14 protein-coding genes and 1 pseudogene are annotated in these 16,502 nt (G+C 49.1%); 7 read left to right on the top strand and 8 right to left on the bottom strand.

The window, feature by feature from the left end:
- Complete coding sequence (locus HPY27_RS03010) at positions 1–363, bottom strand: VOC family protein (protein ID WP_174224321.1); 363 nt, start codon at positions 361–363, stop codon at positions 1–3.
- Positions 364–484: 121 nt separating this feature from the next.
- Here HPY27_RS03010 and HPY27_RS03005 point away from each other — a divergent pair, with 121 nt between their 5' ends.
- Positions 485–1,354 carry an AraC family transcriptional regulator gene (locus tag HPY27_RS03005; RefSeq protein WP_174224320.1) on the top strand — a complete coding sequence of 290 codons (870 nt, stop codon included), beginning with the start codon at positions 485–487 and terminating at the stop codon, positions 1,352–1,354.
- A 144-nt stretch (positions 1,355–1,498) separates the two neighbouring features.
- Positions 1,499–1,603, top strand: a pseudogene (locus tag HPY27_RS30535) (hypothetical protein); the annotation flags it as partial.
- A 975-nt stretch (positions 1,604–2,578) separates the two neighbouring features.
- On the opposite strand, the gene HPY27_RS02995 reads toward HPY27_RS30535, so the two are convergent.
- Both HPY27_RS02995 and HPY27_RS02990 read right to left on the bottom strand, forming a co-directional pair.
- Complete coding sequence (locus HPY27_RS02995) at positions 2,579–3,055, bottom strand: YhjD family protein (RefSeq protein WP_017249439.1); 477 nt, start codon at positions 3,053–3,055, stop codon at positions 2,579–2,581.
- Complete coding sequence (locus tag HPY27_RS02990) at positions 3,052–4,314, bottom strand: DNA polymerase IV (protein WP_371814301.1); 1,263 nt, start codon at positions 4,312–4,314, stop codon at positions 3,052–3,054. Before HPY27_RS02990 ends, HPY27_RS02995 begins: the two co-directional genes overlap by 4 nt.
- Before the next feature lie 537 nt (positions 4,315–4,851).
- On the opposite strand from HPY27_RS02990, the gene HPY27_RS02985 reads away from it, so the two are divergent.
- From HPY27_RS02985 to HPY27_RS02975, 3 genes are all read left to right on the top strand, one after another.
- Positions 4,852–5,133 (top strand): hypothetical protein, encoded by a 282-nt coding sequence (locus tag HPY27_RS02985; protein WP_007728325.1) that lies wholly within the window; start codon positions 4,852–4,854, stop codon positions 5,131–5,133.
- Positions 5,134–5,452: 319 nt separating this feature from the next.
- The gene (locus tag HPY27_RS02980; protein ID WP_174224464.1) at positions 5,453–7,291 is read left to right on the top strand and encodes an ABC transporter ATP-binding protein; all 1,839 of its coding nucleotides are present in this window, start codon (positions 5,453–5,455) and stop codon (positions 7,289–7,291) included.
- Complete coding sequence (locus HPY27_RS02975) at positions 7,260–8,996, top strand: ABC transporter ATP-binding protein (protein ID WP_173622316.1); 1,737 nt, start codon at positions 7,260–7,262, stop codon at positions 8,994–8,996. Before HPY27_RS02980 ends, HPY27_RS02975 begins: the two co-directional genes overlap by 32 nt.
- 59 nt (positions 8,997–9,055) lie before the next feature.
- On the opposite strand, the gene HPY27_RS02970 is transcribed toward HPY27_RS02975, so the two are convergent.
- Positions 9,056–10,372: an MFS transporter gene (locus HPY27_RS02970; protein ID WP_174224319.1), complete on the bottom strand. Its 1,317-nt coding sequence runs from the start codon at positions 10,370–10,372 to the stop codon at positions 9,056–9,058.
- Between the two features lie 220 nt (positions 10,373–10,592).
- On the opposite strand from HPY27_RS02970, the gene HPY27_RS02965 reads away from it, so the two are divergent.
- Positions 10,593–12,191, top strand: coding sequence for an amidohydrolase (locus HPY27_RS02965; RefSeq protein WP_174224318.1), 1,599 nt, complete (start codon positions 10,593–10,595; stop codon positions 12,189–12,191).
- A gap of 81 nt (positions 12,192–12,272) precedes the next feature.
- Here the strand turns inward: HPY27_RS02965 and HPY27_RS02960 are convergent, their stop codons facing one another.
- Both HPY27_RS02960 and HPY27_RS02955 read right to left on the bottom strand, forming a co-directional pair.
- Positions 12,273–12,752, bottom strand: a complete 480-nt coding sequence (locus HPY27_RS02960) for an SRPBCC family protein (RefSeq protein WP_173622124.1) — start codon at positions 12,750–12,752, stop codon at positions 12,273–12,275.
- 124 nt (positions 12,753–12,876) lie between these two features.
- Positions 12,877–13,773: a DMT family transporter gene (locus tag HPY27_RS02955; RefSeq protein ID WP_174224317.1), complete on the bottom strand. Its 897-nt coding sequence runs from the start codon at positions 13,771–13,773 to the stop codon at positions 12,877–12,879.
- A gap of 145 nt (positions 13,774–13,918) precedes the next feature.
- Between HPY27_RS02955 and HPY27_RS02950 the strand changes: the two genes are divergently transcribed.
- Complete coding sequence (locus tag HPY27_RS02950) at positions 13,919–14,797, top strand: LysR family transcriptional regulator (RefSeq protein ID WP_174224316.1); 879 nt, start codon at positions 13,919–13,921, stop codon at positions 14,795–14,797.
- A gap of 1 nt (position 14,798) precedes the next feature.
- Here the strand turns inward: HPY27_RS02950 and HPY27_RS02945 are convergent, their stop codons facing one another.
- Together HPY27_RS02945 and HPY27_RS02940 are read right to left on the bottom strand one after the other, a co-directional pair.
- Positions 14,799–15,545: a YwaF family protein gene (locus HPY27_RS02945; RefSeq protein WP_174224315.1), complete on the bottom strand. Its 747-nt coding sequence runs from the start codon at positions 15,543–15,545 to the stop codon at positions 14,799–14,801.
- A gap of 361 nt (positions 15,546–15,906) precedes the next feature.
- Entirely contained in the window at positions 15,907–16,416 is a 510-nt protein-coding gene (locus HPY27_RS02940) for a Gmad2 immunoglobulin-like domain-containing protein (protein WP_017249428.1), read from the bottom strand.
- Positions 16,417–16,502: the final 86 nt, after the last annotated feature.

The raw sequence follows: 16,502 nt of genomic DNA, 5'->3' as shown, positions 1-16,502 counted from the left end.
TTAACATTTGCATACCATGATCAGATTGCCGTCGGGATCGCGGAAGTTGAACCAGTGACCATGCTGGATAGGAACGACGACTTCTACTCCGTTCTCCTTGAGAAATGCATAAGAGGCTTCGATATCCTGTGTGTTGAAATGAAACAAGGGAGCATCATCTGTGATGCGCTTCGGATAGATTTTGCTGTCCAGAACGAGCGTCAGTCCGCTTTGTAAGGGAATGCAGTATATATGTCCGAACATAATCTCGCCGTCTGCGGGAATGCCCAAGAGACGGCAGTACCAGTCGCGTGCGCGTTCGATGTCGCTGACGGCTACAAAAATGGTTCCGATTTGGGGCAGCAGGGGGGAAGTGGTTGTCATAGTGATAGAGATCCTTTCAATAGGCGTTTTTCACAAGGGCGACCCGTCATAATCGTGCACGAAATGTCGGATCGCCTGATTTTGCTTTTGCTATTCTGAGGGGGAAAGGGAGGTCATTACCATGGATTTGCTTGCAAAGCTGAATGAGGCTCTGGACTACATCGAAGACAATTTGACCAGCGAGATTGACTACAAAGAAATCGCTCGGGTGGCTTGCTGCTCCGAGTATCACTTCAAAAGGATGTTTTCTTTTCTCGCTGGAGTTCCGTTATCCGAGTACATCCGGCGTCGGCGCATTACGCTTGCAGCTTTTGAGCTTGCGGACAGCAACGAGCGGGTCATTGACATTGCGGTCAAATACGGATACGGATCGGCTGATTCCTTTGCCAGAGCTTTTCAGAATGTGCATGGCGTCACTCCGACAGAAGCCAGACACATCGGCCATTCCTTGAAGGCTTATCCGCGAATGACCTTTCATCTATCCATTAAAGGAGGCAGTGCCATGAACTACCGTATGGAAGAAAAAGAGCCATTTCGCATTGTGGGTCTGAAAAAAAGAGTCCCGCTGATTTATCGTGGAGTCAATCCAGAGATTGCGTCCATGTGGGCTTCATTAGATATGGAGACGATTCAGCAACTGAAGTCTCTATCCGATGTCAAACCACTTGGACTGCTCAGTGCGTCCACGAACTTTTCAGAAGGTCGGCTGGAATATGGTGAGGTTGATCACTTTATCGGGGTGGCCACTACAAAGGAATGTCCAGACAATCTGGCAGTGCTTGAAGTTCCTGCTTTTACCTGGGCCGTATTCGAATCAGTGGGTCCATTCCCTGATACGCTGCAAGACATCTGGGGTCGCATCTATGCTGAATGGTTTGTGTCCGCTGGATATGAGGCGGCTCAGGGCCCAGAAATTTTGTGGAACGAAAATAAAGAGATAACATCACCGACCTTTCGTAGCGAGATTTGGATTCCTGTGGTGAAAAAGTAACCCTATATTGCATTCGCTCTCGTTTGCGGAACACCTACCAGCGTGTGCATATCCGGGAAGAAATAATTACCAACTTTTTTGCATATGACAGGTATAAAAACGAACGTTTGTTTGCTTGAATAACTGATCGTGTTTTTGATCGACATGGAGAGTTTTTTTGCCAGTATCGAGAAAGGGGTCAACCCAGAGCTGCGAAACAAGCTGATGGTCGTCGCCGTCGATCCCGCTGCGTGTTGCATAGTTCAAACCTAACCAAGATTACTCTAGCCTCATCTTGAAGACAAGGTGGGGCTATTTTACGCTTGCTGTGCTCACGAGCATCTGACAAGCGTTAATGCCAAGAAATCTTTCTCTACTGAGGACTCTTTTCGGGCACTCTAAGGGCAACACCACGATTAAGGAGGGAACCCTGATGCGTAAACACCTAGTCTTGTTCCTACTCCTCCTGTTCCTGCCGCTGGGCGCCTGCGAGCCGTTTGCATCGCCGTCGACGCCCGGTCCCGGTCCGGTGACCTCATCCCCCGGTCCCGGTCCGGCGACCTCATCCCCCGGTCCCGGTCCGGCGACCTCATCCCCCGGTCCCGGTCCGGCGACCTCATCCTCCGATCCAGGACCGGTGACCTCAGCCCCTGGTCCCGGTCCGGTGACCTCATCCCCCGGTCCCGGTCCAGTGACCTCAGCCCCGGATCCTGGTCTGGTGACCCCCGGTACTGGCTGCGACAAAGTAGCGGAGGTCGACAGGCAAGTGAAGGAATTATATAACAAGCAGCTCGAGGCTATTAAGGCTGGTAGGACGGAGGAGGCAGCACAGCTAAACAAAGCCTATGCGGCTGCCTGGCAACAGCTGCAATACCTTAGAAGTATTTGTCCACATGTCCCTGAAAGAAGATGACGATCCTGCAATACCTGTCGGCTGGTCATCTGCTCAGATTGCGTGAGCCTGTTACTTTCTGGGGGCAGGTCTGCTGTCATCCGAAAGACGGTAATGTTTGCCGACCAGAGTTAATTTGAACCATTTAAGCCGGCCCGAGTTGTCGGCTTTTTTCTGTTAAATTTATCAAGGGAATGGGCAAGACCGTCCGCTTCCGGTAGACCGCTCTAGCACTACGTAAAGCCGTTACATTGATGTCCCAATCCACTCCGATAAAAACGAAGAAAACCATGAAAATGGGAACAACAACAAAATCGCCAACTTATATGACGGTAAATTCGGATATGCAAGGTTTAATAGTCGTTTGCACCCATTCGACCAACTAATTCTTTGATATACATTGACAGGCGAATACTGATTTCCGAACGCATAACATCCCGGACCATTCCAAAGCGATCCTCGTATCCTCTACAAATAAAACGGTGATACAGTACCATATCTGCTTGTTCATCACTCATTATTTTAATATTACGCTTCGACAATTCGCGGCGCAGACTGTACAAATCTGCACTTATTTGGCTCATTAGTGCTCGGCCTGCTGTCAAATAAAGCTGCTTTAGAAGGTTGGAATGGTTCTCTATGTCTTCGATGCTCTTTTGCACCATGCTTAACATGTGAGGAAGCAAGATGCAGTCTCGGATCATTTTGAACTCATCTTCTGTAGGTCGTTTATGGGAGTTCTTTGCGTCGTGACGATTTTCGTATTGTTCTTGATGCTCAGTAAGCAGCATTTTGGACTTCCACCGTTCATTACCGTCCAGTTTGCTCATTTGTAATGGCCTCCAATCTGTTCTACCCTCTCACGGGCTACTCCGGACTGTAATAATGATGATGCCCTCATAATAGCGGCGCTGCCGTATCTATCCTTAATGTCATCAGTCGCTCTCTCCAGGCTGTACGCTTTGATCCGGTCGTCGAAAAAAGTAAGCTGAATGGCGTTATCGTCTGTCAACTCAGTCAATGCAACAGATAGGTGGTTAACGGGCATACCGCTCCAATGTTTATGGAAAATTCCGAGAGCTGCTGATGCGACTTCATGTGAAAGGGATGTAGAATGTGGAAGTGTTACCTGTCTATTAAACGACAATATCAAATGTTGACCATCTGTTTCCGTTGCTCCGACGGACACAACTCGCCCGATGTAACCCAGTCTCCTGCTGCGACGACAGACCTCCACCACCAATTCCAGCAGTATAACCTCGATATCTTCAATCTTCCGATAAAGGCTGCTTCTGAGCGCCTTGCCGTGACTAACCGATTTTAATTTATTACGAATACTTGCCACGACAGGGCTAGGGTCTATTCCACGTGCTGTCTGCCAATAATATTCCGCCTGTATATCACTTTGCTTGCCCATCTCTTTTCGCATACGCTTTTTAAAATCACCCAGTTCCAGACGCGCAATGTCGCCAATCGTGTAAAGACCCATACGTGTAAAATGACGAGCCATTCGAGAGGCAACCATAAACATTTGATGTACCGGTAACGGCCATAATACAGATTCTAAATTGTCGAAACCAAGTTTAAAGATACCTTCGGGCATTTTTTTAGCAAAATTATCAGTAGCCATTTTCGCCAACACTTTCGTTGGTCCAATTCCGCACCGCGTCCAAACACCTGTTGATAACAGAACGTGTGTCTGGATCTGGTGAGCAATCTCTTCCGGAGCCCCGAAATAACTGATAGAACCTGTAACATCAAGAAACTGTTCATCGATGGAATAAGGTTCGACCTGGTCCGTAAATGACTCGAAGATCTCGGTAAGAAGCAAGGATACGGTGATATATGTTTGCATTCGGGGGCGTATTACGACCAAATCGGAACATTTCGCAAGCGCCTCGCCGACTCTTTCGGCCGTTGTTACACCGCGTGATTTGGCGACGGGGCAAGCAGCCAGAATGATACCAGATCTTCTAGAGGGATCAGCTACAGCGACTGGCTTATCTTTCAAGTCTGGCCGGGCCGCTTTTTCAATCGAAGCATAGAATGATTGTCCGTCAACTAACATAATGGTTCGCTCTTGAGGCACGGCATTTCACTCCTGTAAAGTTGGTGATTCGTAGATGTACTACAAAGTCCATACACGCTATGGATGCGAACGTATATTCTTATTATATACCGAATGTATGTTCGTAATGCAATGAGAATAATTGGAATGCAAAAAATGCCCCCAGGTCATCCATATTGACCAAGTAGCGCAACGCCTTAAGCTTCGGGCAGGCTCTGAGGTCCACTGGGTTCCTTTTGCCCGACTGCTGCATGTGAAGCTGGCAACGAATTTCTGAATAAAGGAAAAGTAGGTACATGATGGGGAGTGCACAAGAATAACACCGTAAATAGACAAAAATAGGTCTCTTTTTCAAAAGCAAGCTGCAAAAAACAGCGTGCCGCGATGAAACGGTGTGTGCGAAGAAGATGCGAGATTCCTGAAACGAAAAGCGGTCAAAAACAACCGTTTTTCGTGTTTTTTTGGCTTACACGGATTTTGCCAGAAGAGAGGTTTCCCTGTATTGTTAGATTATCTTTTGAAGCATATATTTGACGGATAGAACAAAGGAGATTTAACATGCTAGCACAAGAAATGGGTGTCATATTCACCAAGCACGCCGATCAAATTACTTCCAAACGTTGGGGAGAATTCATGCAACAATTGGAGGAAAAAGGCCTGTACGTGCTCATTGAGACAGACACGATCGGAAGAGTGATGAGTCCATTGGGCGGCTTGATGCCCATGCCGTGTAAAAGTGAGACGCTCCATATTGTGACAGCTGATGAGCTGGAGCAGCGCGGCTTGCCGCTCGGTCACCACATCGTAACGAAAGCGAAAGAAAAAGTAGTCCAACCATAATCGAAAAACCAACGCAACCTTTCCGTGGGAGCTAGCCTCCAAGTGGGAAAGGTTTTTTTGTGTAAAAAACGTCCCCTCTCATCGGGGGATCGAAACATCTCGACGTTTTTCATAAAGCTGGATGCGACCGCTTGCGGTCAAACAAAACGGTTATGACCGTATTGTTGTTCCTAAATAAAAGAATGCTCCGGCTAGGGGTAAGATCTATCCGGCAATCGGCGGTAGAGGGCAGAAGGTCACATTATGATAAGGGATAGGACAAAAGAAGCAAGCAGGAGAGAGGAGAACAGGAATGACGACAATGGAGAGCAAAGAGGGAATGCAGCCCAAAAAAGGTGTGCGTCGCTTGCTGGAGATTGCGGATGAGAAGCGCGGCTTGCTCGTTGTCTCGGCGATATTGTCCTCCTTGAGCGCAATATGCATGCTGGTGCCTTATGCATCGGTCTACTTTATTTTACGCGAACTGTTAACGCATGCAGCGTCTCCCGCAATGGCGGACGGGGCGTACATGATTCGGTGGGGAGTTATTGCGCTTTCGGGACTCGTGGGAAGTCTGGTCATGATGTATGCAGGCGGGATGGTGTCTCATATCGCTGCGTTTCGCATTTTGTACGGAATGCGAGTCAAATTGGCTGCGCATATCGGCCGTTTGCCGCTTGGCTGGCTCAACGGGACGTCTACCGGTGCAGTCAAAAAAACATTGGAGCAAAATGTGGAAAAGGTCGAGACGTTTGTCGCGCATCAGCTTCCGGATTTGGTGCATGTAGTCGTGACAACGGTGCTCATGATTGGCGTGATGTTTTACTTGAACGTCTGGCTGGCGCTGGCCTGCGTCGTGCCGATCATACTGGGATTGATTGTGCAGATCATTACGTTTTCCGGGACGAAAACAAAAGAAAATATCAAGAGGTACTACGATTCGCTAGAACGGATGAATGGATCTGCCGTCCAGTATGTACGTGGAATGCCGGCGATCAAGGTATTCGGGCAGACGGTTCATTCCTTCCGGCGCTTTTATGCGGATATGATCACCTATCGGGACTATTGCGTCAAGCATACGGATGATTTTCAAAACGGATTTTTGGTGTTCAAGGTGATTCTGAGTTCATTTGCGGCCTTCATTCTCCCAGTAGGGGTGTTCATGCTGAGTAAAGACCCGCAAAATGTTGCGTTTGCGTCTGTTCTGCTCTTTTTCCTCGTAATGGCGCCAGGTGTATCTGCACCGATGTTTAAGCTCTTGTTTTTGACCTCTACCCTGCGTGACATTGGCGAGGGGGTGGAGCGCATGGATCAGATTTTGGCAGAGCAGCCCGTTGCCGAACCGCTTAGCTCCCAGCGTCCGCAGAGCTTTGATGTCGCATTTGAAAACGTCTCTTTTTCTTATGCAGCAGAGGGGAAAACAGGAGGAGAGGCACTTTCTCGCATCTCTTTTTTGGCGAAGCACGGGCAGGTGACAGCTCTGGTCGGACCATCTGGTGCAGGGAAATCTACGGTCGCGAATCTCATTCCGAGATTTTGGGATGTTTCGGAGGGAGCGATTCGCATTGGCCAGGTAGATGTTCGGGAGCTGTCGAGTATGGATTTGATGAACACCGTAGCATTCGTCTTTCAGGATACGTTTTTGTTTTACGACACGGTTTACAACAACATTGCGATTGGATTGCCAGACGCAACGCCAGAGGCAGTCTATGCAGCGGCGAAGGCAGCCCAATGCCATGATTTTATTCAAAAGCTCCCGCAAGGCTACGACACCCTGATCGGGGAAGGGGGAGTCTACTTGTCTGGGGGAGAAGAGCAGCGTGTGGCGGTCGCACGGGCGATCCTGAAAAACGCACCGATTCTTGTCCTCGACGAGGCGACTGCCTTTGCTGATCCTGAAAATGAGTATGAGATGCAACTGGCGCTGGCAGAGCTGATGAAGGGCAAAACCGTCATTGTCATCGCGCATCGCCTGTCAACGATTCGGGATGCAGATCAAATTTTGGTGCTGGAAAAAGGGGAACTGATCGAACAAGGCAGGCATCAATCATTGATAGAGGCGAATGGGCTCTACGCCCGGATGTGGAAGGCTTACACCGATGCACAGGACTGGCAAATGGGCGAAGGAAAGGGGAGTGTGGATGCAGATGAGTATGCTGAACAATATCACAGCAGGTAAACCAAGGGCGCTGATCAAACCCGTTATGTACACGACACTTGCCAACCTTGCGCAAATATTGCCGTTTGCCTTGCTCGTGGAGGGTGCCCGCTTGATTTTTGAGCCGTTTGCCCAGCCAGGTGCCCCATTGAACATCGAGCGACTCTGGTGGGTATGCGGATGGATGGTAGTCTCGTTGCTCCTTTTGTTTCTATGCGAAATTCCAGCGTATCGTACACAGTTTCGTGGCGCCTACAGCACGGCTGCAGAAGGGCGAACCAAGCTAGCAGAGCACCTTCGCAAGCTGTCACTCGGTTACTTGAACAAAAGAGACCCAGGGGATTTGGCCAATATGATGATGGGAGATTTTACGATGGTAGAGCACGGGATTTCCCATCTCGTACCGCAAATGTTGGGGGCGATCATCATGCCTGTCATGGCGATCGTAGGTCTTTCTTTCGCGGATTGGCGCATGGCACTGGCCTTGTTTGCTGCGTTTCCCATAGCGATTCTCTTGGTGCTGATGACATCTGGACTACAACGCAGGCTCGGAGCGAGGCATATGCGAGCCAAAATTGACGCCGCCAATCGCTTGCAGGAATATTTGAACGGCATTCGCGTCATCAAGGCGTACAATTTGACTGGCGAACGCTTTGTACGGCTGGAGCAATCGTTTCGCGAATTCATGCGGCAGAGCATACGAATCGAAGGTTTACTGGGACCGATTGTGCTCGCCGCCATCGCTTTTATTCGGGCGGGCCTCACACTCATGGTCATGGTCGGCGTGTATTTGCTCATAGCAGGTAGCATAGATCTGATCACGTTTGTCATGTTTCTGCTGGTTGGGACACGTATCTTTGATCCGTTGACAGCTGCACTCGTCAACTATGCAGAATTCCGTTACCACGAACAGGCGGGGGAGCGGATTGTCCAGTTGCTGTCGGAGCCGATCATGACAGGCGAGCAGCAACCACCTTCGGAAAACGACGTGAAGCTTGCAGGCGTCTCTTTTGGCTATATCGAAAAGAACGTCCTGAACAACGTGAGCATGCATATGCCAGTCGGTTCGTTTACAGCGTTGGTCGGGCCATCCGGCAGTGGAAAAAGCACCGTGATGCGGCTGATTGCCAGATTTTATGACCCGTCGCAAGGCAGTGTTCAGCTGGGCAATCAACCACTTGTCGACATGGACCCGGAGGCACTTCTCTCCCGCGTGTCAATGGTGTTCCAGGACGTGTATTTATTCCAGGACACGATTGCAAACAACATTCGCTTCGGAAAAAGGGATGCGACACAAGCTGAGGTCGAGGAGGCGGCTAAACAAGCGTGCTGCCATGATTTCATCATGCAGCTATCCGATGGCTACGATACGCTCGTAGGGGAAGGGGGAAGCACGCTATCAGGCGGCGAGAAACAGCGCATTTCCATTGCTCGAGCGATCTTGAAAAATGCGCCGATCATTCTCTTAGATGAAGCAACAGCCTCACTCGACCCCGAAAATGAGGCGCAAATTCAGAAAGCGATCGATACGCTTATCGAGGGAAGAACGGTTATTGCCATTGCTCATCGCCTGAAAACCATCCGTAATGCTGACAACATCTACGTGTTGGAAAATGGCACGGTCGTCGAACAGGGACAGCATGATGAGCTTGTGAAGAAAAACGGTTTGTATGCGCGGCTGTGGAAGCTGCAACAAACGACAGGTGGCTGGAGACTATCCTCATAAATCGGTGACAAAACCCGCTAGGCAAGTCAGCCGAAGCGGGTTTTGTCATGGGCGTACGCTTACGTTTCGTTGTCTGCTTTTTTAGTCGCGGGGACGTGACGGAATAGCTTGGTCATGCACGCCCAAGCGATAAGTGGGCCGATTCCGATGCACAGAATCAACCAGTTCAGCGTAAGAGAAGAGACGCTCAAGGAGGTTACCAGCAGAAAGATCAGAATCCCCACCAGCCGACCAACGTCCAGAGCGAACTCTCGGAGCACGACATACTCGACCCGATTGCGAGCGCTCTCTTCGTTCGTGCCAATCAGATCAAAAATCGTGGAGAGCATGGGTACAGAATACAGCGGATAAGCGATGGACACGGCAATCCCGAAAATAAGCAGTGTCGTAAAGCTCACCTGCCAAAAAAATACGAACAGAATCCCCCACATGATGACAGAACCAGTGAGCATTCCCCACTTGCGATAGCGCGGAGCGAACCATTTGGCGATCAAGAAGTAGCTCACAAGCCCGACGGCAGATGTAGTCAACCAGTAGTTGCCGAGAGTCATCTCGCTTCTCGTGGAAATGTAGACGAGTAGACCGATCACAAAACCGAATACACCTTCACGCAGTCCTTGACCAGCTAAAGCGCCTGCCGCCCAGCGCCACTCGGGCTCCTCTCTCAAGCAACGGAAGGAAAAGCTCCAAGAATACGTCCCTTCCGATTGACGTTTTTTCAAAAAAAAGCTGATGAACACGCCGACGACAAATAGCGCAAGCGAGATCCCGAAAATAAGGGAGTAGCCGTTATTGCCCGGGAGCCGCGTAATGAGCAGCCCTGATATCCATGGAGCGAGCATGCCGCCAATGGAAGCAAGCAACCCTGCCCAACCGTTGAAAAGGTCGCGGTTATCGGCATTCGTGATTTCGAAGTACACCACATTAAAAGAAAGCCAGAAAAAGCCACTCGCCATACCTTGAACGAGCCCAAGCGGTACGGCATAAGAGACAGCTTTTGGACCCGCCAGAAGAACGAGCAAATAAAAAAGGGCAGAAACCGCCATCCCGGCACGCAGGATATTCATTTTGTTCAAATGCTTAACATACCAGCCAGCAAGCCAGAAGGTAAGAGCACCCGCGAGATGGGCGGCGAAAGTAAACCAAGCGATCGGTGCAAACTGACTTTTTACCTTCCACAAATAGACGTTTACAAACGTGCCAGAAAGGGCGCCAGCGGCAATGAATACAGCGTTGACCAGGAGCAGCAGCTTGGCTTGATTGTCCAACCGACCTGATGGCTTTTGATGAGAAGGCTCGTGGCGCGACATTTTCAGACCAGTGGACTCCTGTATTTGAAGGAAGGATGGAAGGCGGTTTTTTGTTTTTTGCTGCATACGTTCCCTCCGCGCAAAAATAGGACATGAACATAACGTGCCCTACCGCTGCTACTTTCAACAGGAAAGTGAGTAAGCACCATGTTTTCCCAAATGAAAAGCGAAGATCGCAATTTTTTGAACGTTATTTTATTTCAGGGAGGAAAACGACTAGCAGCAAACAAATTAAGAGAGGATAGGCATACGAAAATACAGAAGCGAACAGAAAAGAGGTCACGAGATGGCGACAACCATTTTCAGAAATGGACGCATTTACACAGGAGATTCCAAGCATTTGTTCGTACAAGCACTGGTCGTTCGGGATGGAATTGTCCATGACTTGGGCAGCGATGCGGACATGCTTCTTCAATACGGAGGCAGTGATGCAACGGTCGTTGATTTGCAAGGATGTACCGCTACCCCGGGATTGATTGACAGCCACCTGCACTTGGGATGGCTTGGTCTCACCTTTTTGCAGCTGGATTTGAGCAAAGCTCGGTCCAAGGACGAGATGCTGTTTCTCTTAAAAGAAAAAGCGCAAGCCACACCTGAAAATACGTGGATACAAGGCTACGGCTGGGATGAGAATTTGTTCGCGGATGGGGGCGGCATTCCTACCATTGAAGAGCTTGATCAAGCTGCACCGCATTGCCCGATTCTTCTGGCACGAATATGTGGACATGCGAATCTGGTCAACAGCAAGGCATTGGAGCTATGTGGCTATCATCGTGACATGGAAGTGCCTGCGGGGGGAGTCATTGTACATGATCCTGTGAGCGGAAAGCCAACGGGTATGCTATTAGAAACTGCCTCCAACCTGATTACGAAGCATATTCCAAGACCTGACTACTATCAGTTGAAGCAAAGCCTGCGCAGCTCGATTCGCTATGCAATGGCGCATGGATTGACAGGGGCACATACGGAGGATTTGCGTGAATTGGGCGGACTTGCGCAAACGTATCGGCTCTATGATGAGCTCATCAATGGCGAAGAGCTTGCGCTGCGCAGCAACCTGCTTGTCTTCTATCCGCATATGCATGAGCTGCGCGACTTAAACATGACGGCAGGCTATGGAAACGCTCATGTGCAAATCGGTGCGGTGAAAATTTTTGCAGATGGGGCATTAGGACGCAGGACGGCTTACCTGTCAGCTCCGTACGCTGATGATCCGAGTACCAGCGGTTATTCTGTGCATGAGCAAGACGAGCTGACAGAGCTGGTTCGCCAAGCACGTGAACTGGGGATGCCTATTGCCGTACACACCATTGGCGACAAAGCACTGGAAATGGTGCTGGACAGCTTGGATCAGTTCCCGGCAGTCGCCTATCGAGACCGCCTCATACACACACAAATCTTGCGGCCGGACCTGCTGGACCGCTTGAAGCATCCTCATCGGATCGCAGATATCCAACCGCGTTTTCTTGCAGGAGACTTCCCTTGGGTGATGGATCGTGTTGGGCAGGAGCGGATTCAACACTCGTACATCTGGAAAACGATGATGGAGTACGGAATCATTTGCGCTGCGGGCTCGGATACACCGGTAGAGCCAATCGATCCTCTGTTGGGGATACACGCAGCGGTCACGCGCAAAGCACCAGGGGAAACACACGATGGGTACTTCCCGCAAGAAAAACTGACGATGGAGGAAGCGATTCATCTGTTTACATTGGGCAGTGCACAGGTGACGAACGAAGATCATGTCAAAGGTACGCTGTCTCGTGGAAAATACGCAGATATGACCGTCTATTCCAAAGACCTGTTTACCATCGATCCAGACGAGCTGCTCTCGACAAAGGTCATGATGACCATCATAGGCGGAACAGTTTGCTACACGTCTTGAAAACATAACCCGAAAATCAGAGCAGCGGCTGTCCAGGACAAGAAAGTAAAGTCCTGGATTGCCGCTGTTTTATGGAACGATCTACTTTTCAGACATACTTGCCAGATGCTCTTCAAGACGATCCATGGTCTGTTCGGCACCTGGGACGGCATATGTTTTCACCTTATCGAATACAGCCGCCGTTTCTTCAAAAACGGTGCGATAAGTCAGTTTGGTCTTGCCATCCAGATCCTCAAAGATGGCTGTCGCTAAAAAATGCGGAAACACAGTATGTTTGAAGACGATTCGCTCGAGTTGAACGACCTCGACAAAGACGTTGGTGTTGGGAAAATCAACGCTATCAGGACCGTGCATGATAAACTGCCATGTACCGCCCGGTTTTAGATCAAACTGCTGAGTAGTCGTCGTAAAACCTCGAGGCCCCCACCATTTCGACAGGTTCTCCTCTTTCGTCCAAGCATTAAACACAAGATCACGTGGAGCATCAAATACACGGGTGATCACAATCTCGCATTCACCTGCTTGCGCTGCGATTTTGTTTGTTTCGCTGTTTTGGTTCATGTCCATCCCTCCATACTTAAGTAGCTTCGCCATGAATACACTCATTTTTTCAATCATAACAAATAAATCAGGTGTGGATTTCTTCCGGATTGCTTTCTTGCATAACCGATACGCAAAACCCGGCTCAGGATGAGTGAGTCGGGTTTTTTGTCAGCTGCTTTCCGCGCAGCAAGCTCTTCACATCGATTTCCGCAATCAGCACACTGATCAAAACGAGACCTGCGCCTATGTACCCGCGAACAGACAGTGTTTCGCCTGTAACCAAGAAGGCAAACAGGGCAGCGAAGACTGGCTCCAAGGAAAAAATAACACCCGTGTGCGTGGCGGTCGTATATTTTTGGGCCACCGTTTGAACGACAAAGCCAATTGCACTGCACAATACGCTAAGGGCGAGCACGGCGATCCAAGCCTCTGTCGTCTGCGGTAATGTGGGAGTCTCCAACGCAAAAGAAAAAACAATGCCCAACAGTGCCGTAAAACCAAGCTGATAAATCCCCAACTGGATCGTATCCGATTGATTGGCCCATCGGCCTGTTACGGTAATATGTGTAGCGTAAAAGAGAGCACCAGCGATGCACAGAAGATCTCCTTGGCTGATGCGAAATTCAGCGCTTAGTGTGAGCAGGCCGATACCGATCATGGCCAGTCCAGCGCCGACAAAGACTCTTTTTTCGGGACGGTTTCTCAAAAGAATAGATAAGAGCGGAACAAAGATAACGGTCAAGCTAACGAGAAAGCCTGCCTGGGAAGCTGTCGTTGATTTCACTCCGTTCGTGATGGTGGCAAAAACCCCGAAAAGGAGCGCACCGAGTACGAATGCATGGAGCAATGTTTTTCGATTCGTGCTACGCAAGCGTTTGTGGAACAAGGCAGCTGCGAGTATAAAAGCAATGCCAAAGCGGATACCGATCAGATTGAAAGTCTCCAAATCCTTCAATCCCATTTGCATAAACACATACGAGGTTCCCCAAAACAGGGTGACCAAAATCATAGCCAAATCGGCTTTCACTTGCGGTTTCATGATGGGATAAGCCTCCTTGCCCGGGAAAAAGCGGGTCCTAATCAGTGTTGCGCCATAAACAGTATACGAGTATCGTTTAAATAAGAAAAATGAATGTTTGTGATGATTTTCATGAATCGGATTCATGTAAAGGGGACGAAGAAGGGTGAGTTTGAACAAGTTTGAGGTAGTGATCACCGTTATTGAGTCGGGGAGCTTAACCAAAGCTGGCGAAATACTAGGTCTGACACAATCAGCGATCAGTCATGCGATTGCGAGTCTGGAGCGGGAATTTGGATTTTCACTTTTGACCAGAGGACGGTCAGGTATTAGCCTCACGAGTAATGGGGAGCGACTGCTTCCCTACATACGCGAGACCTTGCGCTGTCATGAGCGGATGAAACAAGAGGTGTTTGCCATCAATGGGTTGGAGGTCGGGACGGTGAGAATTGGGACGTTTACGAGTGTATCTACGCAATGGCTTCCCGGTATTCTCAAGCGGTTTCAAGATCAATATCCGGCGATCGAGATTAAGCTGATGGAAGGGTATTACGATGGAATTGAGAGCTGGATTCAAACCGGAGAGATTGATTTCGGCTTCGTCTCCTTGCCGACAACAGAGGATTTGGAATGTATTCCTTTGAAAAAGGATCAGATGTATTTGCTGGTGACAGAGGAACACCCGCTCTACAAAGAGGAGCGGGTGCATGTGAGCCGATTGGCCGAAGAGACATTTATCATGCCGAAGACGGGCTGTGACAATGATATACAGCGCTTGCTGGCCCAGTATCAGATCGAGCCGCGAATCAAATATGAAGTAGGAGATGATCATGCGATTATTGCCATGGTGCAAAATGGGCTCGGGATCAGTATCCTTCCGGAAATGATTTTACTCCGCTTGCCTGCAAATATCCGGATGATCCCGCTTGAAGGGGAGCATTACCGTTCGCTGGGGGTGGCAGCAACCTCTTTTTCCAAGCAGTCACCGGCTGCCAAACGCTTCTTGCAATTTGTTACCGAATGGGTAAACGAGCAGCAGGCGTAATTCAGACAGACAAATCGCTCCTGACTTCCTTCGCCAACGGTTGCTTTCGGATAAAGGGCAGGTACAACAAGAAAAACAACGCGAGAGCTACTCCTTCCAACGATACGATGTACCACGGATACGGGCCCAAAAAGTCGATCAGACTGGGATTGTCCGGTTTGCGCGAGACAAATAAGTAATTTCCGCCGGTCCAATGGTTGACGAAAAGTGCGACGAGTAAGAGCAGGTTTAAAAAGCCCATCGTTTTCCCAATCGAACGGACAGTCGGACGGTAGCCTTCTATCCACGTCATGTACAGGCAAGCAAGGACGATTCCCGCGTGGGCTACAAAAAAATGCACAAAGCGAAAATGCGGAAATGGATAAAACAACTCGGGGGTAAGCAGTGCCTGCATGGCTCCGCCAATTCCTGCAAAAAACGTAATCTCATACATCCCATAACTTCTCGTCATCAGCATCATGGCAGAAAGGAGGAGGGTCACGCTACACAGCTGCAAGGGCAATGTGTAAGCAGCCGTCCAACTCTCGGTATAAACATGCCAAAGCTGATAACAAACCTCTGACAAGAGCAAGACACCCGCAAGTACGTAACGTGTGGCGAGTCGATTTGTCGGGACTTGGAGCTTTTGCCGAAATAAATAGGTGAACACGACCAGACAAAGCACAAGAATCAAGGTGATAACGTGAGAAGTAGAAAACAGCCGAAACGGCTCCCCTGTCAGAAAAAGTGAAAAATAGGGTGAGGTCATAATGATCTCCTCTTTGTTTATTATTTTTTATATTTGAAAATTCACGAAATTTTAACAGATAGCTATTTGTCTGATATAAATCTTTGGTTATAATATAAATAGACTACGTTACATCATTGAGAGGAGTTATAGTCTTGAACTTAGTGCTCACGGAAAAACAATGCAAGTCTTGCCAGGTTCGCTTGACCGAGTATGAAATCGAGAACAATGGTGCGCTCTGCATGGAATGCTTCAAGGAAGAAAAAAGCGAGTAAAAGTAACAGCAAGGCATACGGCAACTGACTGTCTACTGCTATCTAATAATAGACCCTTTCAATCAGGCCCTCTCTTTCATAGAGAGGGTCTGATTTTTTTGCAGGCCTTATTCAGGGAGCGGAATGATGAGTTCCATTCTTCGGCTACCGTCTTTCATGCTAGTTTCAAACAAGATCAGTGTCAGTGTGCTGTTCGGCTCCGCTTTTTTCACTTTCAGTGTATGGGTAAAATCTCCCCAATCAGGAGCAGCGGTCGTAGCCTGCACGGAACCTTGCGTCAGCTCGTTATGCCCATCTTCTACGACATAATTGAGTACTGCTTCGAACACACTCGCCTGTCCTTTGATTTCAAACGTGTCTTGGGCGGTTTTCTTCACAGTGACATTGCGGAAAATGTCATTGGCATAGACAGTCTCTTGTTGAGTTGGTTGTTCCGTTGGTGGCTTCTCAGGCGTTGTAGGTGGTTGCGTGGTTGCGGGTGGCTCAGAAGCAGGTGTCTCGGGCTCGGCTGCAACAGGTGGCTTCTGTTGTTCTGTTGGAGTGGAAGGGCTATCTGTGCCACTCGTGCATCCTTGCAGCAAGCCGATCGTCAACAGCAGCAAAAGCAGTTTTTTCATGGTATCCCTCGATTCTGTCTGGTATGAAATGGTACCTACAAATAGTAAGACGTAAAAACAAATAATAGTGTTTCAGGTGGATGAGT

Origin of the sequence: Brevibacillus sp. HB1.1 (assembly GCF_013332445.1) — a bacterium.
GTDB classification, from domain to species: domain Bacteria; phylum Bacillota; class Bacilli; order Brevibacillales; family Brevibacillaceae; genus Brevibacillus; species Brevibacillus porteri.
The sequence above is the reverse complement of the archived record's forward strand: the minus strand, read 5'-3'. Positions and strand labels throughout refer to the sequence as shown.